17 protein-coding genes and 1 tRNA gene are annotated in these 20,826 nt (G+C 47.7%); 4 read left to right on the plus strand and 14 right to left on the minus strand.

Features of this window, described 5'->3' with window-relative positions; all coding sequences use genetic code 11:
• Nucleotides 1-93: 93 nt before the first annotated feature.
• Nucleotides 94-819, plus strand: coding sequence for a CorA family divalent cation transporter (locus PMG25_RS22700; protein WP_283769183.1), 726 nt, complete (start codon nt 94-96; stop codon nt 817-819).
• Nucleotides 820-872: 53 nt separating this feature from the next.
• Here the strand turns inward: PMG25_RS22700 and PMG25_RS22705 are convergent, their stop codons facing one another.
• The gene (locus tag PMG25_RS22705) at nt 873-1,448 is read right to left on the minus strand and encodes a Uma2 family endonuclease (RefSeq protein WP_283755053.1); all 576 of its coding nucleotides are present in this window, start codon (nt 1,446-1,448) and stop codon (nt 873-875) included.
• A 401-nt stretch (nt 1,449-1,849) separates the two neighbouring features.
• Between PMG25_RS22705 and clpB the strand changes: the two genes are divergently transcribed.
• Nucleotides 1,850-4,468, plus strand: a complete 2,619-nt coding sequence (gene clpB, locus PMG25_RS22710) for an ATP-dependent chaperone ClpB (RefSeq protein WP_283769184.1) — start codon at nt 1,850-1,852, stop codon at nt 4,466-4,468.
• Nucleotides 4,469-4,526: 58 nt separating this feature from the next.
• Here clpB and PMG25_RS22715 read toward each other — a convergent pair whose 3' ends face one another.
• Both PMG25_RS22715 and PMG25_RS22720 read right to left on the minus strand, forming a co-directional pair.
• A complete protein-coding gene (locus PMG25_RS22715) occupies nt 4,527-4,898 on the minus strand; it encodes a hypothetical protein (protein WP_283769185.1) in 372 nt (123 codons plus the stop codon).
• Between the two features lie 228 nt (nt 4,899-5,126).
• Nucleotides 5,127-5,702 (minus strand): Uma2 family endonuclease, encoded by a 576-nt coding sequence (locus PMG25_RS22720; protein WP_283769186.1) that lies wholly within the window; start codon nt 5,700-5,702, stop codon nt 5,127-5,129.
• 184 nt (nt 5,703-5,886) lie between these two features.
• On the opposite strand from PMG25_RS22720, the gene PMG25_RS22725 reads away from it, so the two are divergent.
• Nucleotides 5,887-6,807 carry an alpha/beta fold hydrolase gene (locus tag PMG25_RS22725; protein ID WP_283769187.1) on the plus strand — a complete coding sequence of 307 codons (921 nt, stop codon included), beginning with the start codon at nt 5,887-5,889 and terminating at the stop codon, nt 6,805-6,807.
• A 530-nt stretch (nt 6,808-7,337) separates the two neighbouring features.
• Here PMG25_RS22725 and guaA read toward each other — a convergent pair.
• From guaA to PMG25_RS22780, 11 genes are all read right to left on the minus strand, one after another.
• Complete coding sequence (guaA, locus tag PMG25_RS22730) at nt 7,338-8,945, minus strand: glutamine-hydrolyzing GMP synthase (protein ID WP_283769188.1); 1,608 nt, start codon at nt 8,943-8,945, stop codon at nt 7,338-7,340.
• 143 nt (nt 8,946-9,088) lie between these two features.
• Nucleotides 9,089-10,192, minus strand: a complete 1,104-nt coding sequence (gene cbiD / locus PMG25_RS22735) for a cobalt-precorrin-5B (C(1))-methyltransferase CbiD (RefSeq protein WP_283769189.1) — start codon at nt 10,190-10,192, stop codon at nt 9,089-9,091.
• Nucleotides 10,193-10,277: 85 nt separating this feature from the next.
• A tRNA-Ser gene (locus PMG25_RS22740) sits at nt 10,278-10,364 on the minus strand.
• A 131-nt stretch (nt 10,365-10,495) separates the two neighbouring features.
• A complete protein-coding gene (locus tag PMG25_RS22745; RefSeq protein WP_347178924.1) occupies nt 10,496-12,343 on the minus strand; it encodes a R3H domain-containing nucleic acid-binding protein in 1,848 nt (615 codons plus the stop codon).
• Between the two features lie 56 nt (nt 12,344-12,399).
• On the minus strand, nt 12,400-13,548 hold the full coding sequence (gene ldpA / locus PMG25_RS22750; RefSeq protein ID WP_283769191.1) for a circadian clock protein LdpA: 1,149 nt from the start codon (nt 13,546-13,548) through the stop codon (nt 12,400-12,402).
• Between the two features lie 322 nt (nt 13,549-13,870).
• Nucleotides 13,871-14,698 (minus strand): salt stress protein, Slr1339 family, encoded by an 828-nt coding sequence (locus PMG25_RS22755; RefSeq protein WP_283769192.1) that lies wholly within the window; start codon nt 14,696-14,698, stop codon nt 13,871-13,873.
• Nucleotides 14,699-14,749: 51 nt separating this feature from the next.
• On the minus strand, nt 14,750-15,373 hold the full coding sequence (locus tag PMG25_RS22760) for a VWA domain-containing protein (RefSeq protein WP_283769193.1): 624 nt from the start codon (nt 15,371-15,373) through the stop codon (nt 14,750-14,752).
• Between the two features lie 40 nt (nt 15,374-15,413).
• The gene (gene ndhN / locus PMG25_RS22765; RefSeq protein ID WP_283769194.1) at nt 15,414-15,890 is read right to left on the minus strand and encodes an NAD(P)H-quinone oxidoreductase subunit N; all 477 of its coding nucleotides are present in this window, start codon (nt 15,888-15,890) and stop codon (nt 15,414-15,416) included.
• 138 nt (nt 15,891-16,028) lie between these two features.
• Nucleotides 16,029-17,420: a hypothetical protein gene (locus PMG25_RS22770; RefSeq protein WP_283769195.1), complete on the minus strand. Its 1,392-nt coding sequence runs from the start codon at nt 17,418-17,420 to the stop codon at nt 16,029-16,031.
• 130 nt (nt 17,421-17,550) lie between these two features.
• Nucleotides 17,551-18,849, minus strand: coding sequence for an EamA family transporter (locus PMG25_RS22775; RefSeq protein WP_283769196.1), 1,299 nt, complete (start codon nt 18,847-18,849; stop codon nt 17,551-17,553).
• A gap of 210 nt (nt 18,850-19,059) precedes the next feature.
• On the minus strand, nt 19,060-20,274 hold the full coding sequence (locus tag PMG25_RS22780) for an inorganic phosphate transporter (protein ID WP_283769197.1): 1,215 nt from the start codon (nt 20,272-20,274) through the stop codon (nt 19,060-19,062).
• A gap of 50 nt (nt 20,275-20,324) precedes the next feature.
• Here PMG25_RS22780 and ruvC point away from each other — a divergent pair, with 50 nt between their 5' ends.
• A complete protein-coding gene (ruvC, locus tag PMG25_RS22785) occupies nt 20,325-20,825 on the plus strand; it encodes a crossover junction endodeoxyribonuclease RuvC (protein WP_347178925.1) in 501 nt (166 codons plus the stop codon).
• Nucleotide 20,826: the final 1 nt, after the last annotated feature.

A 20,826-nucleotide genomic window follows, 5' to 3' on the forward strand; every position in this document is an offset into this window, starting at 1 on the left:
GCCTATCTGCTTTTGCCCAAGTACAGATCGCACTTTAGGTTATACAATGGGATGATGCGGGTCATTATTTGAGACAATAAGGACGATTAAAAGATGAAATTACCGGGTTCTTGGAAAATTCCTGAAGTCATTCAAAATCGCTTAGGGCAAAAAAGTGTGGGAAAACAACGGGCGATGATTGCGGAAGGTCATCTGCTCTTAATTCTCCATCATGTGCCTAAACCGAATGAAAAAGAGCGTCAAGGGGTTTTCTTTTGGCGCGATCCTCAAGAAAAATGGCAATCGAGTCATGGGGGAATGGGTTTACAACCCCTCAGAAAACATCTACAAGCCTATGATGAAGAAGTGAATCAACTCAGTGCTGAATATGAAAAAGCGCAACAGGCTGAAGATTATTTTCAATTATTAGAAGATTTGGCTCCTCTGCGACTGGCGACTCAGAATTTACACTTTGCTTTACAATCAGCAAGAGAAGGGATTCCAGATGACCGGGATATTATTGATTTACGGGATTCGGCTTATGAAATTGAGCGATCGCTCAATCTGCTCCACGATAATATGAAAAATGCCCTAGACTATCGCATTGCCCAACGGGCCGAACAACAAACCAAAATCAGTCTAGAATCGGTTAGAATGAGCAACCGTCTCAATATTTTAGTGGCCATTTTCTTCCCCTTGACCGCTACAAGCTGTGTGTTTGGTATGAACCTCAATAGTGGAATTAGCTCCTCTTCCATACTGGCGTTTTGGTTTATTCTCATCGTCAGTATATCCTTGGGATTAGTGGTGCGCCGTTGGATTGTTACGGGAAAACTTTAGCGCTCAAAGACAGAACAAGATCTAGCAAGATCCTCTGAAGCTTTGTTAAGGCACTACGGGGTGGGATTGAGGATTTGATTGACGGTTAGATTGAATTGGGGGAAGTTGGGAGAGGGAAGGAAGTCATTATTCCTAAATGTGCCAATTTCTGTATAGGTTTGGTTAGTTAATTCTAAGATTAAAATGGTTTGGGTTTGGGGGTCAACGATCCAGTATTCGGGAATGCCACAGTCTTGATATTGAGTGCGTTTGGCGATGTAGTCTCGTTCTCTTTGAATTTCTCCAGGACTGACGACTTCGATGACTAATATGGGGGGAGACATGGAAAGGCGCAGGGTATTTCGTTGTGAGAGTTGTTCGATGTGTTCTTGGCGAATAATGGTGAGGTCAGGGTAGCGGTTTTTGGGTTCGCCTCTGACTTCGAGTTCTAAGCCATTTCCTCGAACTTGGTCAGTTCCTAAAATTGAGGCAAAGGCGAAAAAAATGCGGTTTGCAATTTGAAAATTCAGACCGGATTCGGGAGGCATTTCTATAAGTTCACCGTTGAAGAGTTCATAGAGTTTTTCGGAGTTGTCGTTGTACTTTAGGTAGTCTTCAAATGTTTGAAAGCGAGGGTGGGTGGTTAGCATGGGTTTAATCCATAAAAAAGGTTTTGTGATAGTAGAATCGATTTTGTTAATCCATCTACTTTAAGGATATTTGTCCCTTGTGTCAAGTTTTTTTTGATGTTTTACTAAGCTTTATCGACAATAATTTAAGGAGTGTAATAGTATTTTTGTAAATACAGCAATTTCCGCGCTTTATGAGGTACATTAATGGCGGTTTTTATAGATCGCTAGAATACCTCACTCGCCCTTATTGAGTCTGTTGTTTACTCCCCCCATTCCCCTACTACATTGACTCAACTTATTGTCCTGTGGCAACAGGGGTGGGAAATACCTATCCCCAAAGCCGTAAATCCCGAATCTCTCGCCCCTTCCGTCTTTTCTACAATGGTTGCAAAGCGTTAACCTAAGTATGGGAAAAGACTATGCAACCGAATAATCCTAATCAATTTACAGAAAAAGCGTGGCAGGCGATCGCCCAAACTCCCGATATTGCCAAAAGCTATCAGCACCAGCAACTCGAAAGCGAACACCTTATGAAAGCGCTCCTGGAACAGGATGGATTAGCCACCAATATTTTATCCAAAACCCAGGTGAATTTACCCGCCTTTCGGGACAAAACGGAAGCCTTTCTGCAAAAACAAGCCAAAGTCCAGGGAGCGGGTGGATCGATTTATCTCGGTCGTTCCTTAGATACCTTGCTCGATCGCGCCCAAACCTATCAGAATCAGTATGAGGATAGTTACATTTCCATCGAACACCTCTTACTCGCGTTCCTCCAGGATGACCGCTTTGGCAAAAGCTTGTGCAAAGATTTTAAACTGGATGAAGCCAAACTCCAGCAAACCATTCGCGACATTCGAGGAACCCATAAAGTGACCGATCAAAACCCTGAAGGTAAATATGAAGCTCTAGAAAAATATGGGCGAGACTTGACCGAGGCGGCGCGTCAGGGCAAACTAGACCCGGTAATTGGCCGGGATGATGAGATTCGCCGCACGATTCAGATTCTCTCTAGACGCACCAAAAATAACCCGGTGTTAATTGGGGAACCGGGAGTGGGAAAAACGGCGATCGCCGAAGGGTTGGCACAACGCATCATTGCTGGAGATGTGCCCCAGTCCCTGAAAGACCGCGCTCTCATTGCTCTGGACTTGGGCGCACTGATTGCCGGAGCTAAATATCGCGGCGAATTTGAGGAGCGCCTCAAAGCTGTCCTCAAAGAAGTTACGGACTCTCAAGGTCATATTATTCTCTTCATTGATGAAATTCATACCGTCGTCGGTGCAGGGGCAACCCAAGGAGCCATGGATGCCGGTAACCTGCTCAAACCCATGTTAGCGCGGGGAGAATTGCGCTGTATTGGGGCAACAACCCTGGATGAATACCGCAAGTATATTGAAAAGGATGCCGCCCTAGAGCGCCGCTTTCAACAGGTGTATGTGGATCAACCCAGCGTTGAGGATACGGTATCGATTTTACGGGGACTCAAAGAACGTTATGAAGTCCATCATGGGGTGAAGATTTCCGATAGTGCCCTGGTTGCAGCCGCTACCTTATCGACTCGGTATATTAGCGATCGCTTCCTTCCCGATAAGGCGATCGATTTAGTCGATGAAGCGGCCGCACGCTTAAAGATGGAAATCACCTCCAAACCCGAAGAACTCGACGAAATTGACCGCAAAATTTTGCAACTGGAAATGGAGCGTCTTTCCTTAAAAAAAGAAAACGATCCCCTTTCTTCAGAACGACTAGAGCGCTTAGAAAAAGACCTTGCCAACCTCAAAGAACAGCAACATGCACTCAATTCCCAATGGCAATTAGAAAAAGACATGATCGACGAGCTTCAAGACATTAAAGAAGAAATCGATCGCGTTAATATTGAAATTCAGCAAGCCGAACGCAACTACGATCTCAACCGGGCAGCCGAATTGAAATATCGCAAATTAAGCACCTTGCAAAAGAAACTGGCCAAAGCAGAAACCCATCTTTCTGAATCCCAAACCACCGGGAAATCCTTATTGCGCGAAGAAGTCACCGAATCCGACATTGCCGAAATCATCTCTAAATGGACAGGCATCCCCATCAGTAAACTGGTCGAGTCAGAAATGCAAAAACTTCTCCATTTAGAGGACGAATTACACCAGCGCGTCATCGGCCAAAATGAAGCCGTAACCGCCGTTTCTGATGCCATTCAACGCTCTCGCGCCGGACTTTCTGACCCCAATCGACCCGTCGCCAGTTTCATCTTTCTCGGCCCCACTGGAGTCGGAAAAACAGAACTTGCTAAAGCCCTCGCCGCCTACCTATTTGACACCGAAGAAGCCCTCGTGCGGATTGATATGTCTGAATATATGGAAAAACATGCGGTTTCCCGCTTAATTGGTGCGCCTCCCGGTTATGTTGGCTATGATGAAGGGGGACAATTAACGGAAGCTATTCGCCGCCGTCCTTACTCCGTCATTTTGTTTGATGAGATTGAAAAAGCCCATGTGGATGTCTTCAACATCATGCTGCAAATCCTCGATGATGGCAGGGTTACCGACTCCCAAGGTCATACCGTAGATTTCAAAAATACGATTATTATTATGACCTCGAATATCGGTTCCCAATACATCTTGGACTTGGCCGGCAATGACGAGAATTACGAGGAAATGCAAAAGCGAGTTATGGATACTTTGCGCTCCACATTCCGCCCAGAATTCCTCAACCGCATTGACGAAACGATTATTTTCCACTCTCTAAAACAAGAGCAACTGCGGGAAATTGTGCAACTGCAAACGGTCCACTTAGAAGGACGGTTAGCCGATCGCAAAATCGCCCTCAAGTTATCCGATGCGGCCCTAGATTTCCTCGCTGCCGTGGGTTACGATCCGGTTTATGGGGCACGGCCCTTAAAACGAGCCATTCAACGGGAACTAGAAACTACCATTGCTAAAGGAATTCTCCGAGGTGAATTTAGCGAAGGCGATACAATCTTTGTGGATGAAGAAAATGAGCGCCTAACCTTAAAGCGCTTGCCCGCTAGTTTAGTGAAAACTTAAATTCTCTCAAGAGGTCAAGAAACCCGGTTTTTTGAAAAAACCGGGTTTCTGGCGTAGCTTATGAACATTGGGCAACCGTCTGATTTTTTTCCAAGGCAAGTAAATACTGTTCCAGGAAAAAGGCCGGAATCTGAGTAACTAGATAATGATCTTCATGTTGCAAAACCTGGTCGGGTTGACAGGAGATTTGCAATTGATCCGGTATATCTACAGGTTGGGGCACATATTCAAAGGAACAAGAAATTTGTCGCTGTTGACAACTATCTAGAACCGCCGCAATGATCATGCCATGACTACCGGGATAATCGGCAACTGAGTACCAATCTCCTTGGTAAATGACTTCAAAACTGCGGCTGTTGCGTTGGCGACACCGTTGGGGTTCGAGTTTCGCCCATTGAGAGAGATATTTACAAAGTGGGGATTGAGTCATTATCCCTTATCAGGTTTGATTTAAGCAGTACCTGTATTGTATCAATCTAGGGAGAAGTTGAGCGTTCAATCTGTTGAACTCGATGCCAGAATTGGAGGATACCGAGACTAAACAGTATGAGCGGAAACAGTTCCGGTGGTTGTAATGGCGATCGCCACTATACCATAGCGCACAATCAAACCCCAAGTTCGCCGACGGCGATCGCCTGAAATCATCTTAAACAGTCCACTATGGGGTAGGATTGAGGATTTGACTAACGGTTAGGTTGAGTTCGGGGAAGTTGGCAGAGGGGAGTAAATCGTTTTGGCGAAATGTTCCGACTTCCGTGTAAGTATTGTTGATTAATTCTAAAATGAGAATGGTTTCGGTTTGGGGGTCAACAATCCAGTATTCGGGAATGCCACAGTCTTGATATTGAGTTCGTTTAGCAATGTAGTCTCGTTCTCTTTGAATTTCTCCAGGACTGACAACTTCGATGACTAACAGGGGGGGAGACATGGAAAGTCGTAGGGTATTTCGTTTCGAGAGTTGTTCAATGTGTTCTTGGCGAATAATAGTGAGGTCGGGGTAGCGGTTTTTGGGTTCGCCTCTGACTTCGAGTTCTAAGCCATTTCCTCGAACTTGGTCAGTTCCTAGGATGGAGGCAAAGGCGAAAAAAAGGCGATTGGCAATTTGAAAATTTAGACCGGATTCAGGAGGCATTTCTATTAGTTCACCGTTGAATAGTTCATAGAGTTTTTCTGAGTTATCGTCGTAGTTTAGGTAGTCTTCAAAGGTTTGAAAGCGAGGGTGAGTGGTGAGCATGGTGTTACAGCGCTTTGCGCTCTTAAGAAAAATATTCTAAATTACCCTTAAATGATAACTCATACAATTCCTCGAATTCAAGGATACTCTAAGCTGGTATTCTTTTGCCTATTGCTAGAGTAGCTATTGTCTGATTTGTGCAAGAAGTCTATGATTATTTTTGAGGAAACAGAGGAACAAGCCAATGATCAAACACGACAGCATTTCAGCCACCCAATACTATACCTGGAAAACCTATCGCTGTGCCTATGAAGTCAGTTCCCCACCAGAGTCCGATCCCCAAGCAACCCCTCTACTCCTGCTCCATCCGATTGGTGTGGGATTATCTCGGAGGTTCTGGGATCGCTTTATTACTGAATGGCGCACCCAAGGCTATCACCAACCCATCTATAATCCCGATTTACTCGGATGTGGTGAAAGCGATATGCCACGAGTTGCCTATACTCCCGAAGATTGGGCGGATCAACTCCATTATTTTATCGAGACGGTGATTCAAAAACCGGTGATTTTGGTGGTTCAGGGCGCTTTATTTCCGGTGGCGATTGCCTTAAGCCAACGTCAAAATAGTGACTCATTTCTTCAATCTCTCGTCCTATCCGGGCCACCCGCTTGGCCGATTATGACGCAAACCGTTCCTGATTGGCAAAACATTTTCCTCTGGAATGGGTTTGACTCCCCCCTAGGTAATGCCTTTTATCGGTATGCTCGTCGTCGTCAATTTTTACAATCTTTTTCCATACGCAACCTTTTTGGCGAACCCCATGACGTTGATGATGAATGGTTAGACACCCTGAAAGTTGGTGCTGAAAACCCGGCTAGTCGTCATGCGGTCTTTTCCTTTCTGGCTGGATTTTGGCGCAGAGACTATCAAGAACAGATTGAAAAAATGACTCAACCGACGTTAGTTTGTGTGGGAGAAAAAGCGTCGAGCATTAGCAAAGAAGGGAAGCAAGAAAAGGCCGATCAATGGTTGACGAAATACCTTGCCCATCTGCCCAATGGAGAAGGAAAGAAAATCCCAGGGCGAAATGTTTTACCCTATGAATCTACAGCAGCTTTTGTTTCTGTGGTTGCCCAACAGTTGGGGTATAGCAGTGAGCATTAGTATAGTTATATCAAATCCGTTTAAACACTTGTCATTGCGACCGGAGGGAAGCATTCGCGCTTCGCGTTTCACGCAAGCTTCGCTTTTCATGTCCGCGAAGCGGAAACACGCAAGCTTCGCTTTTCATGTCCGCGAAGCGGAAACGCGCAAGCTTCGCTTTCATGTCCGCGAAGCGGAAACGCCAAGATTACCGAGATGATCGAGATTACTTCGTTCCGCTGGCGCTCCATTCGCGCTTCGCGCATACTTCGTAAACGCAATGACATACTGTAACTGATTATTCGGATTTGATATTACAAGAAGCTAATATGAAAAAGGCCCATGTAGGGGCGAACGGCCGTTTCGCTATGCGCTCCGCGCAGGCTACGCCAACGCGACATGAAACGCCCCTACAATTATGTCTCACGGTTAAGCGAATCGACTATAGACCCTGCCCACCTTGCCCAATAGTTTGATTGATACCTGGACTTGATATGAATCCACTATATTGCAGTATTCGCTGAGACAGTCTACTACGAGGGTTGGCTATCTTATTCCCATTCAATGGTTCCGGGGGGTTTAGAGGTAATGTCATATACTACCCGATTAACCCCTTTGACTTCATTGACAATGCGGTTAGAAATGGCTTCTAACAAATCGTAGGAAACTCTAGACCAGTCGGCTGTCATGCCATCTTCACTGCTAATAAAGCGCAAGACTACGGGATGAGCATAGGTGCGTTGATCTCCCATGACTCCGACACTACGAATGGGTAAAAGAACGGCAAAGGCTTGCCAAAAATCATGGTAAATGCCTCGGTTGCGAATTTCATCGCGGACAATGAAATCGGCATCTCGGAGAATATTGAGTTTCTCAGAGGTGACTTCCCCTAAAATGCGAATGGCTAAACCGGGGCCGGGGAAGGGATGACGTTGAACAATTTCTTCGGGCAGACCGATGGAGCGTCCGAGTTTTCGGACTTCATCTTTGAAGAGTTTTCGCAGGGGTTCAATGAGCTTAAATTGCAGGTCTTTGGGTAATCCTCCCACGTTGTGATGGCTTTTGATTTTCACGGCCACCCGTTCGCCGGTTTTGGGGTCTACGTTGGTGTCGGCCGATTCAATCACATCGGGGTAGAGGGTTCCTTGGGCCAGATAATCAAAGGGGCCGAGGCGTTTGGATTCTTCTTCAAAGACGCGGATAAATTCATGGCCGATGCGTTTGCGCTTGACTTCGGGATCGGTTACGCCTTCAATGGCTTTGAGGAAGCGATCGCGGGCTTCGATATATTCCACATTAATATGGAACTGCCCCTCAAAGAGTTTGAGCAAGGATTCGGGTTCCCCTTTTCGCATGAATCCTTGGTCGATGAACATGCAGGTGAGTTGATCCCCGATCGCCTTATGGAGTAAAAAGGCTAGGGTAGAGGAATCCACGCCTCCAGAGAGGGCCAGTAATACCCGTTGTTGTCCCACTTTAGCGCGAATTTCCCGAATCGATTCTTCTACAAAGGCTTCCGTTGTCCAAGTGGGTTCGGCATCACAGATATGATAGACAAAGTTGCGAATCAGGGCGATACCGCCAATGGAGTGAACCACTTCCGGATGAAACTGCACGCCATAGAGTTTCCGTTCGTGATTGGCGATCGCCCCGCAGCGCGTATTATTGGTATGGGCGAGAATTTCAAAGCCTTCCGGTAGCTCCAAACAGGAATCACCATGACTCATCCACATGGTATTACCATTATCTACATTGGTGAGTAAATCTGTGGGATCGTCAATAAACAGGGCCGCTTTTCCATACTCTCCCCGTTCGGCTTTTTCCACCTTACCGCCTAATTGTTGCACCATCAGTTGCATCCCATAGCAAACTCCCAGAATGGGGATACCCATGTGGAAAATTTGCGGATCGCACTGGGGCGCTCTGGGATCGTAAACTGAGTTAGGGCCACCGGAGAGAATAATTCCTTTGGGATTGATTTTTTCTATTTGTTCTACACTGGTTCGATAGGATAGAACTTCTGAGTAAACTTGGGTTTCCCGAATTCGACGGGCAATCAGTTCGGAGTATTGGGAACCAAAATCGAGGATCACGATCATTTGGCGATCCAGACCCCGAATGGGAGATGTTGGAAGAGAGGTTTGGGTTGGCACAGTCATAAGAATTGGTCGATGCGGTCAATAGGAGGAATCAAAGACTTTTAGCCGTTCGTAGTGCGAACTGAAGGCAAGCGCCTGCTTGTCGTAGGGGGTAAACTAAGAATTGATCCTTTTAGCGTATCACAAGATCGAGCGGGTGATGGTTATATTTTTGCACTTTGGAGAATAATTTGCCGATCGCGATCGAACAGAACCGAACGCACTTGCACCAGTTGCTGAGTTTGCTTGAGGATATAGGCTTGAGATCGGCGATCGATTTGCGTCACGATTTCCCCATAAACTCGCTCAACCCAGGGTTCTCCTGACTCTTGTTCCCACTGACGCAGTTGTTCTAACCCCTCTTGTACCGTTTTAGAGCTGAATAACTGGGTTAACTTTTCCCCTGGCAGCCCCACTTTCATCGCATAGGCCGTTAAAATTTCTAAGCGGCCATCAGCTAGATCGTGGTGGGTATGGAAAATTCCTCCCGCTAATTTAATCAGTTTGCCATGATAGCCCCATAAAACAATCTTCTTTATCTGTTGCGCTCCTGCTTCCGCTAACATGGGGCCGAGCCAATTGGCGGTTTTGACGATCTGTTGGGGATCGATTCCCTTTTGTTTGGCCAAGGCTAACCCATTTTCACCTAAGCAGAAGAACAGGCGATCGCAGTGCTGCGCTTTTTCCTGTAAAATTTGTCGAAATTGGCTCAACTGTTCCGGAGAACTTAAGGGTTGGGAAATTCCCGTGGTTCCCAACAACGATAACCCTTCCACCACACCAAACGCTTCTAGAGAAGTCCGTTTGGCTAAAGTTCGCCCTTCCGGAAGCACTAAGGTAACCCGAATTGGTTGATCCGGGGATAATTGCGGGTGTAGATTGTGATGGAGTAATTGCCGAGCGTAGCGATAAATAGCGGCTTTTCCTTCATTTTCGACCTGTTTGCCAATGCCTTCGCCGCCTACAATCTCGATTTGATCCTCTGAGTCTGTTCTGGGGACAGTTTCCACCAAGGCCCAAACCGGAGTATAGCGGGTTAAATCTAGATTATCACCCGGATCGCTATGGCTAATCCCCAAGGCCATTCCAGGGCGAATTCTAGAGACTTCGGCGATCGCCACCTGGACAGTTTGGGCCGGATCGATTAAATCTAGAGAGACCTGCTCTATCTCTTGTTCTCCATGCAAACACTTCAGGGCCGCCACTGCTGAAGCAGCCGCAAACACGGGTAAGGTATATCCAGGACGGGGTGAGGAATCAGAAGCCAAACTCAAATCTCTACCTTTAGGGTATAATCATCGGTCTCTATTCTGGCAACCCTCAACCCTATAGCCTAGATTAGGGTCATAGATACGGAGAGAGAGGGATTCGAACCCTCGTTAGCGTTACCACTAAACAGCATTTCCAGTGCTGCGCCTTCAACCACTCGGCCACCTCTCCAGGTGAAACTGATGGGAAGTAGGTTAATCACCTACCGATTTACTAATCTATCATAAGTTAGCTAGTTGGGTCAAGTAAGGGCAAAAATTTCTTCGCCCCTACTTGTGTACCCGGTTTTGAGCAATCAAGCCTCAAGCCGGATAAATCCGCAGACGGCGATTGGGTTCTTCACCGAAACTATCGGATTTGAGCCGATAATGCTCCACTAGCTCATGTTGCATCTTGCGGACTTTTCCAGAGCGGGGCAACAGTTCCACCGGTTGCCCCTTGGGAATCACAATCTGCTCTACAGCCAAGCGAGCTTCTTCGAGAGCTTCTAACTCATCTTCTGCACCACTGCGGGCAAATAGATTGAGATCTACGGCCTGATTGACCTGAGCAGTATCCAAATCCAGCAGGCGTTGCAGGGTACGAATCATCTGGGGAACCGTGTTGGACTTGAGCGTATGGACAGGGAGATGGCGAGACCGGGCCATTTGTTTGAGTTTACCTTGGTTTTTCAGATGCGATCGCAGCGCCAACACTGCATCCGCACCATCAATATCCTTAGTGAGCAATACGGGTATATTTAACGTGCGAATCACCTGCTCCAATTGATGGCGACTAATGCCATAGGGATAAATGTGCAACGGCCAATCCTCTCCATTGGGCCCTGCGGGTCGCTCTTGTCCTCCAGCACGACTGAAAGAATCTTCCAGCATTTGATGAAAAGATTCTTGCTCAGGGGACACCGCTTGCGGAAAAGCCGCATACTTAGGGTCGGACACCGGGAACATATGACCCTGACTGCGCCAACCCTTCACTCCCTGGGCCTTTGACCAACCCTGACTTTCTCCTGCCCCATGACTGGATAGGGGGATGGGAGTAAGAGGATTAGACTTGCCATTATGCCCAGAACGGCGACCGGTGGGCCGTTGAATGGCTAACCCATTGTCAGTGGTAGTTTCATGGGTAATGACGACCTCGCCTTGCTCATTGACAGTCCGCACTTCGGGTGTGGGTTGTCTTCCCCGCAAGAGTCCATCAATCATCTCATCCACCTGTTCGTGGACAATCCACCGTTGACGCTCTTGCATTTCAATGGCGATCTCGAAGGTAGGCGGAGATTTGCGCTCTAAAACGGTTTTTTGCGATCCCCGTCGCCGAGCTTCATCATCCCCTAGGGTAACGGCCTGAATGCCGCCGACTAAATCGGAAAGGGTGGGGTTTTTAATCAGGTTTTCTAGTTGATTCCCGTGAGCAGTTCCCACGAGCATTACACCCCGTTCGGCAATGGTGCGAGCGGCTAAGGCTTCGAGTTCTGTGCCAATTTCATCAATGACAATCACTTCGGGCATGTGGTTTTCCACAGCTTCAATCATCACTTGATGCTGAAGTTCAGGACGGGCCACTTGCATCCGTCGAGCGCGACCGATCGCCGGATGGGGAATATCGCCATCACCCGCAATTTCATTAGAAGTGTCAATGATGACCACGCGCTTATCCAGTTCATCCGCCAATACCCTGGCAATTTCGCGCAAAGCTGTCGTTTTACCGACACCAGGACGACCGAGCATGAGAATAGATTGCCCGCGCTCGACTAAATCCCGAATCATGCCAATCGTACCAAATACGGCTCGACCCACCCGCAAGGTTAAGCCAATAATGTCCCCGGTACGATTGCGAATGGCACTGATCCGATGTAAAGTTTGTTCGATTCCCGCCCGGTTATCGCCGCCAAAGTGACCGACGCGATCTAAACAGTATTGAATCTCTTCGCGACTGACGGGGGTATCAGTAACATACTCGGCTTTTTTGGGAAAGCGAGCTTCGGGGAGCCGACCTAAATCTAGGACAATTTCAATCAGTTGGGCGCAGTTTTCATGGGCTTCTAAGGTTTGGCGAATGGTTACCGGTAAAATATCGAGCAATTGTTTTAAGTCGTCGGCCATATCCTTTGAGGGTTGTTTGGCGATTTGAGGGTTTGCGGATTCCGGCATCCGAGGCAGTTCAAAAGCGTTCATAAAATCAGGATTTGATAAGGGATAGGATTGGCTTACGAGGGCAGGGGTTTGAGTTGGGAGACTAGGGTATGGGCTAACTCAACTCCTGCCCACAGAAGGTCAGGATGGTCTTCTAGATGGGGATAGGCCAATCCCTGGGAGGATTGATCCGTTGGGCTTTCGGATGGTTCCAAGGGTTCCAAAATGGGCGAGAGTAGGACGCGAGCATAGCTACCATAGGCAACACCTATAATGGGAGATTTTGGATCGTTCCCTGGGTATGAGTTCGATCCAAGCTTGTTTGTCTCTAGGGTTCCCAAGAGTCCTAAGCTTCTGAGCTTGGGAACCGTATAGTCGTTCGTTCCACCTGCTAGTTGTAAGGCTCCTGGAAAGCCGGAGTCGATGACTTTTTGGGCGAGTTTGATGGTGCGGTGGGTGGTTGCGGAGCTGATGTCCCCACTCATGGGACGACCATCGAGTTGCCAGATTACAGGGCAGGACAGGGGTTGAACGAGTTCATAGAGAGACCAAAGATAGTCGATGAGGCGATCGCCGTCTGGACAGCTAATGGCGATTAACCGCAGGGATGCCGCGTGGGGTTGAATCGCTTGCCAAAGACGTTTGAAGTCTGTATAATGGGAGGTCTGGGTATGAATTTCTAGCGCATCAATGCCTTGTTCAATCAGTTGAGGCACAAGGGTTTGAGGCGTGGAAATGTAGGAGCGAGTCACAATCCGGTTGTGGGGACAAACGGGTACACACCGGCCACAACCATAGCAGCGTTGGTCAATTACACCGACCTCTGGATGAATCGCCAGTTGAATGGCTTGGGCAGGGCAAACCCGTTCGCAGGGCCGAGGACAGTCTGATGGACAATCAGAGGGGTCAAATTCGGCTTTACGAAAATGGGGATCTTCTCCGTCGTTCAGGCTGGCCATGATTAGGGGATCGTGGTCTTTACCGGGTTGACCGAGTTGACGTTGCCAGGTTTTGGTTTTGAGAGCGCGAGCGGCAGAGATAGCCTCTTGCGCTACAGCAATAACAGCCGGATCGGCCGCCACATCAATGCAGTCGGCTCCCGCTAGGGTATAAGCCAACGTCAGATTCCGAATGGCAGGGATATGTTGATAACTGGCCCCGCAGATAAGCTTGAACCAGCGATGATCCCGGATTGAGTTTAGGGCAGGGTACAGTTGAGTCACCCTTTTAAGATAAGGCCTTGTGGCCAAAATGGGGAGGTTTACAGTCACAATAGAATGGGGAATAGGGAATAGGGAATAGGCCTTGGTAAAAAGTTAAGGTTGTCGGTGAGGGGGAGGCAATAGGCAATAGGCAATAGGCAATAGGGGGGAGGCAAGAGGCAAGAGGCAAGAGTCCATAAATCGTGTGAGCTAATTTGTTTAACTCTAGATTCCAATTTCAGCTCATTGAGATCTAGAGTTAAGGTGAGATTATTTGTATTATACCAGTAATACAATATATTACAAGTAATTAGTAATGGCTAATCGGAGATCCTCCCCATCCCTACCGAGATGTGTTTTCCAGGGCTTGTAAATAATCTAGGGCAGCTTCCAGGCGATCGCCATATCCTTGGGCAAAACTCTCAAACCAGAACCCCTCATCCGAATAGGGGTCGAGCCGAGCTAACCATTCCCTGGCGCGGGGTGTGAGGGCTTTTCGTTGTTGACGGCGGAGTTTTTCCTCCCGCTCTGCGGCTTCTCGTTTTTGGCGCTCAATGGCACGATTTTGGATGTAGCGATCGCGCATATTGTCGAGGACATCATCCGTCTGAGCCGCAGACGCTTTTGCCGCTTCCCGTTGCGATCGCATTTGCATCGCCTTTAAGCGCACTTGCTCTAAATCCGGTTCTACACCACTCGACGGTGCAGAAACCTGTTTTTTTTGCGCCTCGTAACGTTGTCGAATCTGGTCTAAATCTGCTTCTGAAGCCTCAGACTCCGCAGAAGGCGCGTTTTTTTCTGGCTTGTAACGTTGTCGAATCTGGTCTAAATCTGCTTCTGAAGCCTCAGACTCCGCAGAAGGCGCGTTTTTTTCTGGCTTGTAACGTTGTCGAATCTGGTCTAAATCTGATTCTGAAGCCTCAGACTTTACAGAAGGCGCGTTTTTTTCTTGCTGATACCGTTGACGAAGCTCATCTAACCCAACCTCCTCTCCCTCTGTATCATTCCCACGTACAAACTGAGACTTAATATCTGCCAGCACATCATCCATCGGCTCATCCTCTTGACTCTGCTTAGGGGAGGGATCGGCAGGGGGAGGTTGGCGCTCTCCGGACTGTTTCTGCTGATGTTGAGCCTTCAAGTCATTCAAGAAATCATCAATAGAACCCATGGTTTGCCAAACCTCCCCAATACTCTAGGAAATTAAACTTTCCCCTTGACCCTAATCATAAATAGCGTTCATCAACACATCCGTCAGGGTCATGGACTCCATTTCCTCCATGATAACAGTATCCACAATGTCGAATTTCGCACCGACTTCAACCATGCGGTCATCTAAAGCCTTGAGAAACTCCGTCACTTTGGGATCTTTACCCACTTGAATAAAGGAAATCGCCAACTCTTCATCGCGATCGATTTTAGTCGATGCATCTCGAATTAAGGCGATCGCCCCTTTCTTTTCTTCCTCCCCTTCAATACCATCTGTAATCACCAAAAAGGTTTCCCCGTTTTCTTTGGCTTGACCGGCACTTTTGCGCTCAAAATAATTATTCAGGGCATGTTCAAGCACTTGATCGAACTTAGTGATTCCAGAGGGCGTATTTTCCTGGAAGATTTGCTCGACCTTACTAGCCGTGACATTATCATAGCGGCGGAAGTTAGCGGCAAACAAATAAACCGTAATCCCATCTGGATCGAGTTTTTCACAGAATTGGGCTACCTTAAATGTAGACTCTTGAGCCGCTTGCCACCGACTTTTACCTTCCGGCTGATCTTGTAGCGACATACTATTACTTTTGTCGATAATCAGAGTATAGTCGCGGTTTCTGAGAATCTCTTCTGCCATCGATGCGATCTCCTTGATATAGGGTTATGAGCAGGTATTGCTAGGAACCTGATATGGCTTGTTTCAGGGGGAGCCAACGAACATCGCGATCGCCCCCTAATTCCACAATCACTTTCACTTTAGGCTCTAAACTGGGTAACTCTGCTAGATAACCGAGTTCTTCTGAGGATAGAATATGGCCTTCAAGAATCCATAACAATAACCCTTTGGACTTGGGAGGGAGTTGAGCCACTTGGGTTTGAATAATCGGTGGGATAAAATAGACATCACCAACAGCCGCTTTTTTACCACTGCTCTTTTTACCCAAATGGGCAGGGCGAACCCCGTGTACTCCTGTTAAATAAGCAGATAAATCTCCTAAACCTCGTGCGTCCAGGGACAGGGCAGTATAACCGGCTGCTCGGACGCGCCGGATATAGCGTCCCTCTTCTCCTCCTTCTAGGGGCACATACATGCCCAGTGTGCCTGCGTTCTCTAAGTCTCGAATGAGCTTCTTACCCGTGATAATTAGTGCCATGCTCTCACCTGACCTGATGTAATTCTGGTTTATTTTAACGTGAGTTCGGCATTTTTCCTGGAGGCGATCGCAGCAACGGCTAGAGACTCGCCAAAAATAAGGGAGAGTAGATTTACTGTTCTCTCCCTGTTCGAGTATTTAGCTAACCGATAGCACTTCTGCTTCTGGAAGGGCTGCTCTCAAGGCAGTTTTCCGCGCTTCAAACAACTCTAGAAGTTTTTCAATCACAATTTGCAGCACATCTGAGGGAAACAGAGCTAAAAAGTCAGAGGCTTTGAGTTCTCCTTTGAAAAAGGCTTTGGCTTGAACGGTGAGTTCCCGAATCTGATCGAATCCCATGGATTTCACCATAAAGGTGCTTAGGGGGGAATTTTTCAGGTCATAGGAGGAATCTTTTATCCGTCCTTTTTCGAGGAGGGTGAGAACTTCTTTTTCTAGCCCATTTCCCGGTTGATGGGGGTTAGCTACGGGGGGAAGTAGTTCTTCTAAGACGACTCCGACGCTGCCTTCGGTACGCATTTCGCCCATCATGGTGGAAATGGGGATATTTTTACCGAATTGTAAGGATAGGGCTTCTAGGAAAGCGATGGAGAGCAGCTTTGTGCCTAAGTAGAGGCGACCGACATCCATGTTTCGTTGGGAGCGATCGATCAAAAGCTGATAGTCTTGAGGTTCAGGCACATTGCGAAAATTATGGAAAATAATTTCCGGTTTCAAGAAATTCATGAACCCTTCCATTTTCTGTAATGCCGTCCGGTATTGGCTCACCGTATAGGAATTCGAGTTTTTCAGATGATGGTTGGTTTCTGGCAATAAATTCCAGGTTCCATCTAAAAATCGAGCTGCACTTTCATAAGCAAAGCTACCTACATCACGGTTGGACATCCGTACCGAGCGATACACAGTTTCGGCCCTTTCTGCGTCCGTGAGTCCGGCTTGATATTTTTCGTTAACTTCCCCTAATCTTTTGTATAATACTTCGCTACTACTTAACCCTTCTGGAGTTTTCGAGCGAAAGGGAATCGTGGCTTCAATACAAGCAATAATTTGCAGAATTAGACCCGGACTCAGGAAATCTTCATAGACTTTAGCGGCAACTAAGGCGCTGAGGAATTCATTTTGTCCCGTCATGGGGGCTAGTTTTTGTCCTGCCTGGAAGTCAAACAAATCCAAGACCATTTCAAACATGCCATCTTTAGGCAACTTATCCCGGTCTAGGATGAGCAGATCTTCCCCTACCTGACGAATAAAGGGGCTAATATAATAACTTAAGTTAAAATTTACACTTTTATCAACTTGAACATAAACCACATCATGAAATAGGGCGGCCAAAACTTCGATCGCATCTTCATTTCCCCCAACTTCAAAAATATGCTCTGGCGTATGGAAATACCGCCAAGGCCCCGTCATGGTTTGCACAATCAGGTTAGCAATATCGGAAAGCTTACTTGGCTCAACCTTAACTCCTAACCGATCGATCGCCCAAACGAGCTTTTCTAAACATTGTTTTTGGTCATTTTCAAGACTCATGGAGACCTCTGCACCTTTCGTCGATCCAATTAATAATTATCATTATGCACATAAGATGGGAGAGGTGGGGGTGAGCAATCCACAATTTCACTGCTTCTCCCATCCGTAAATTCTCCTGCATGGGGTCATTTTAGGCTTTTTTGGGGGCTAACATGCGTTCTAAGCTCATGCCCAACACCCCTAAACTCACCAATCCTAAACCTATCCATTGCTGAGTTCTGAGGGCCTCAGCAATCAAAAATAGGCTAAACAGAGCGGTCAGTGCGGGGCCACTAGCTCCCACGATAGAGGCTAAAGCGGGCCCTGCAAAGCGAATAGCAAAGTTATTGAGTAAATAGCTACCCAGGGTGAGAAGGCCCAAAATCGTCCCGCCAATCAGCAGACCCATTTGAGTATTCGGTTCAATAACTACGCCCAAGCCTTCTGGTAAGGGAAACAGGAGGGAAATTCCAGAAAAGACAAAAATGGCTGCAAAGGAGACGAGAGAAAAGGGAATGGGGTGTAATTTCTTGGTTCCCATACCCACTAAAAGCACGTAACCGGCGAAGGTGACCCCAGCACCAACGGCAGCCGCGATACCGAGTTGGGTATTGCCCTCGATCCCCCCTTGGGGCAGGGCCATGATCCCTCCAGCCAGGATAACGGCCATGGCAATAATACGAGCTAGGTTGGGGCGATCGCCAAATAGGGCCCATGAAGCAAATACGGTGACAATCGGATAGATAAAGAAAATGGTGATCGCAATCCCTGTGGGAATATTACCAATGGCAATATAAATACAGACTTGGGACAAAAAGAGAAAGAACCCACTGCCCACCACCTTCAGCATGTGGTCATAATCATTGGACTCGATAAAGCGCTTGATGTCTGACCAAACCGAAGGATAGAGAACTGTGGCCAAGATAGGGAAGACCAACATGATCACAATCATGCGTAAAAACAGGATGAGCAAGGAATTGCCTAACCCTGGAGTAATCAACCCATCTACTGGAAACACCCCTAACACCAGTCGAGGTTCGGGGGAAAGCTTTAATAAAATTTTCAGGGTGACGTTGAATAAAGAAAGCACACAAGCGGATAAGAAGGCTAAGAGTAAACCGGCTACCACTTGACCATCTTTCGTCTGTGGCTTGGGTTTCGGAGTCATCTCTGGAGGGGGATTAACCGTTTCTTCCTGTGCAGAAGGCCCAGGAACCTTTGGGATCTGCTCAAGGTGTTTGCTCTCAATTTGCGATCGCAAGCGATGGGCCAAACCCTCCAGAGTTCTAATTTCCTCCAGAAGTCTAGCTCCTCGATCGCCGAGGGGCTGTCCATCCTGACTCAGTTGATGGGCCAGCTCCTCTTGTAGCCTTTCCAGGTCTTGATTGACTTTCCTTAAAGTCTCTTCGGCACTTCTTGCCTTAGAGTTATCTAAGTCCGTATTGTCCATTTGATATTCACTTGAAAGACGACGGGTAGGGGGCGCAAGCCCTTTCCAGAAGTAATAAGGCCTTTGTTGCTTTAAGCATACCGATCCAAGGGAGAGAACGGAGGATTTTTGCTAGGAATTTAACAATCTTAATAGAAGAACCAGCAAGGAGGACAGCCGTCACTGCACCTAGGAGTGTCTAGCCCACAGAGGAGTGACTCTGTGGGGGGTTTATGCCGAAAACAGGCGAACTATTGCCAAGATAGTAGCACTTATACTAGCAGTCAGGGGGAGGGTGATCGCCCAAACTAAGGCAATTTCTTTGAGGGTGTTGAATTTTAGGGGGGAAGAGGGCGATCGCTGCACCAGTCCGATCCCGACGACCGCACCGACGAGAGCATGGGAGGTGGAGACGGGAAAGCCCAACCGAGAGGCGAGTAAAATGGTGGTGGCTGTGGCCACTTCGGCACAAAATCCCCCACTGGGTTTGAGGGAGGTAATGTTTTCGCCGACGGTAGAAATTACGTTTTTTCCCCAAATGGCGAGTCCGAAGACGATCCCGATCGCTCCCACCATTAAACTCCAGAGGGGTACGTGAAAGTCTCCGGGAATTAGAATCTCACTTTGGCGAATTTGGCTAATTACGGCTAAGGGGGCGATCGCATTGCCCACATCATTGGAGCCATGGGCAAAGGCGACAAAACAGGCGCTGATCACCTGAAATTGGGCAAAAACGGCTTCTAGGGGTCGCTCTGGCTGGAGGCGATGCCAAGTGAGGGCTGTTAGGGCTACCGTCCCTAGGGCGGCTGTGCCTATCATGGCGGTATGGTTGGGAATCTGGGGAATGGAGACACTGGAAAAGAGGGTGGGCAAAACGATCGCCCCAAAAATACTGAATAAACCGGTACAGATCCAGGGAATCCATTCTTGCAGCCTGAACTGAGCTTGGGGATGGTCTAAAACCCAGGCTTTGAGGCGATTATAAAAGACCATGGCCAGGCTTCCACTCACAACTGGGGTAATCACCCAAACCAGGGAAATACGCCCCAGGGTAGACCAATCAATGGCTTCTGTGCCGATCGCCACCCCACTAAATCCGGCGATCGCCCCGACAATAGCATGAGAGGAGGCCACGGGGAGGCCGAAACTGGTGGCAATTTGTAACCAGAGTCCACAGGCCAGCAGTACGGAAACCATCCCCAGAAATAGAAGTTGGAGATCGGGGGCAAATTCTTCTAGATGAATTAAGTCAGTGGCCAAGGTTTCGGAAACTCGACCCCCAAACCAAACCGCGCCCGTAAATTCTAGGATGCCAGCAATAATGGCGGCCTGGGTGAGGGTAATGGCTTTCGATCCGACGGATGTTCCCATGGAATTGGCCACATCATTCGCACCCAAATTGCAGGCGACGTAGAAGGCCAGTAGAACAGGTAAGAGTAAATCCATTCAGTGATACTCAATTGAAGATTTAGTAAGGGAAAGTGATTTCAATAATGATTCAAAAACGGATTTTAGGGTTAGATCCAGGATTAGCCCGTTTAGGGTTCGGTATTCTAGACTGTGAGCAATGCGAGGACACTCAAGAGGAGCGATTGAAGCCGTTGGATTTTGGGGTGATTACGACCCCAAGCGGCCAAGCGGTGGGCGATCGCCTCTGTACTCTTTATGAGGATCTGCAAGCCATTGTCACCCAGTGGCAGCCGGATCTGGCGGCGATCGAAAAGTTGTTTTTCTATCGTATGGGCAATACGATTTTGGTGGCTCAAGCGCGAGGGGTTCTGCTCCTGGTTTTGGCTCAACACCAGATTCCTATGGTTGAATATACTCCTGCCCAAGTCAAGCAAACTCTGACGGGATATGGCAGGGCTGATAAGGAGGAAGTCCAAGAATCAGTGATGCTAGAGTTAGCCCTAGAAGAGATTCCCAAGCCAGATGATGCGGCGGATGCGTTGGCGATCGCCCTAACCGCCTGGTTAACAATGAACAATGAACAATGAA

The organism is Roseofilum capinflatum BLCC-M114 (assembly GCF_030068505.1).
Lineage (GTDB): Bacteria > Cyanobacteriota > Cyanobacteriia > Cyanobacteriales > Desertifilaceae > Roseofilum > Roseofilum capinflatum.

Excerpts from the sequence above, each read along its gene's own strand:
- PMG25_RS22705 (WP_283755053.1), bottom strand. The coding sequence starts at position 1,448 with ATGCTAACCACCCACCCTCGCTTTCAAACATTTGAAGACTACCTAAAG.
- PMG25_RS22725 (WP_283769187.1), top strand. The coding sequence starts at position 5,887 with ATGATCAAACACGACAGCATTTCAGCCACCCAATACTATACCTGGAAA.
- PMG25_RS22720 (WP_283769186.1), bottom strand. The coding sequence starts at position 5,702 with ATGCTCACCACTCACCCTCGCTTTCAAACCTTTGAAGACTACCTAAAC.
- PMG25_RS22715 (WP_283769185.1), bottom strand. The coding sequence starts at position 4,898 with ATGACTCAATCCCCACTTTGTAAATATCTCTCTCAATGGGCGAAACTC.
- guaA (WP_283769188.1), bottom strand. The coding sequence starts at position 8,945 with ATGACTGTGCCAACCCAAACCTCTCTTCCAACATCTCCCATTCGGGGT.
- ndhN (WP_283769194.1), bottom strand. The coding sequence starts at position 15,890 with ATGGCACTAATTATCACGGGTAAGAAGCTCATTCGAGACTTAGAGAAC.
- PMG25_RS22760 (WP_283769193.1), bottom strand. The coding sequence starts at position 15,373 with ATGGCAGAAGAGATTCTCAGAAACCGCGACTATACTCTGATTATCGAC.
- PMG25_RS22755 (WP_283769192.1), bottom strand. The coding sequence starts at position 14,698 with ATGGGTTCTATTGATGATTTCTTGAATGACTTGAAGGCTCAACATCAG.
- PMG25_RS22700 (WP_283769183.1), top strand. The coding sequence starts at position 94 with ATGAAATTACCGGGTTCTTGGAAAATTCCTGAAGTCATTCAAAATCGC.
- clpB (WP_283769184.1), top strand. The coding sequence starts at position 1,850 with ATGCAACCGAATAATCCTAATCAATTTACAGAAAAAGCGTGGCAGGCG.
- PMG25_RS22780 (WP_283769197.1), bottom strand. The coding sequence starts at position 20,274 with ATGGATTTACTCTTACCTGTTCTACTGGCCTTCTACGTCGCCTGCAAT.
- PMG25_RS22745 (WP_347178924.1), bottom strand. The coding sequence starts at position 12,343 with ATGCCGGAATCCGCAAACCCTCAAATCGCCAAACAACCCTCAAAGGAT.
- PMG25_RS22775 (WP_283769196.1), bottom strand. The coding sequence starts at position 18,849 with ATGGACAATACGGACTTAGATAACTCTAAGGCAAGAAGTGCCGAAGAG.
- PMG25_RS22770 (WP_283769195.1), bottom strand. The coding sequence starts at position 17,420 with ATGAGTCTTGAAAATGACCAAAAACAATGTTTAGAAAAGCTCGTTTGG.